At 57.2% G+C, this 1394-nt stretch carries 1 protein-coding gene; it reads left to right on the top strand.

Going from position 1 to position 1394, the window contains the following annotated elements; all coding sequences use genetic code 11:
* Positions 1-106 precede the first annotated feature (106 nt).
* Complete coding sequence (locus AC0L30_RS42925) at positions 107-1147, top strand: IS110 family RNA-guided transposase (protein ID WP_473308838.1); 1041 nt, start codon at positions 107-109, stop codon at positions 1145-1147.
* Positions 1148-1394: the final 247 nt, after the last annotated feature.

The following is a 1394-nucleotide window of genomic DNA, read 5'->3' as shown; positions in this document are numbered from 1 at the left end:
ACACATGGGGTAATTCCGGGCTCGGAGCCATACTCAGGCTCTGCGAATCAGCTCTCCAGGACTCGACGAGGCCTACCCCAGGGCCTTGCAATGACGGAGAGAGGCAATGGAGCACTATGTCGGATTAGACGTGTCCCTGAAACTGACTTCGATCTGCATCGTCGATCGGACCGGAAAGGTCGAGCGCGAAGGGGTGGTTACGTCTGACCCGGAGGCGATCGCGACGTTCATCAAATTGCACGCGTCACACGTCGTTCGGATTGGACTCGAGACCGGAGCAACGTCGACATGGCTGTGGACCGAACTGAATAAGATCGGGTTACCCGTTATCTGCATTGACGCCAGGCATGCGAAGGCGGTTCTGAAGATGCAGATCAATAAGAGCGACCGAAATGACGCTGCTGGCATAGCGCGCATCATGCAATGTGGTTGGTACAAGGAGGTTTGCGTCAAGGATCTCGACAGTCATGCGACCAAAGCCCTTCTTGTCAGTCGAGCTCTGCTCGTCAAGATCAAGCGGGATATCGAAAATCAAATCCGGGGGCTCCTCAAGAATCTTGGGCTCGTCATCGGACGAGCAAAGATGAATGTGTTTGCTGTGCGCGCTGCGCAGTTGGCCAAGCAACGGTCAGAGCTTTTTGCCGCGGTCGATCCGTTGCTGAAGGCACGCGAGGCCGTCGAGCAACAGATTGAGGACCTTGACCGCAAGGTGCTGCGGCTGGCTCGCAACAATGCTCACGTGCGACGGTTCATGACGGCTCCTGGCGTCGGCCCGGTCACGGCCCTTTGCTTCCTTGCGACGATCGATGACCCCGCTCGCTTCAAGAGGTCACGAAGCGTCGGAGCCTACGCAGGGCTAACGACTCGCCGATACGCATCCGGGGAGATTGACTGGACGGGCCGAATCTCGAAATGCGGCGATAAGATGCTGCGAAGTTACCTCTACGAGGCGGCCAATGTGCTGCTGACGCGCGTAGCAAAATGGTCAGCACTAAAAGCGTGGGGTATTCGGCTTGCGAAACGAAGCGGCCTACGCAAAGCCAAGGTTGCGGTTGCCCGAAAACTTGCTGTCATTCTGCATCGGATGTGGATCGATGGTACCGAATTTAAATGGTCATCAAGGGATGCTGCTGATCAGCCTGCATAAAGGATAAACGAGTTCCCGCCGAACAGCGGGAGCGAACGTCCCTGCCGGGACGCTGGCGTTGGTGAGATCGCCCCTGGCTTTGCGGTGCTCGAAAGGGCAAAGCGCGCTTCACACATTGATCCGCTAACGTCATCTTACGCCATCATGCGGAGGGCACGCCCCTACCGCGGAGAGAACCATGGACCCGGCAAGGATGTTCAAGGAGAGCTTGACCTCACGCCCGGAATTAGAGAACAGCCAGGGTCAA

The organism is Bradyrhizobium sp. MI1.11 (assembly GCF_055811255.1).
The sequence above is the reverse complement of the archived record's forward strand: the minus strand, read 5'-3'. Positions and strand labels throughout refer to the sequence as shown.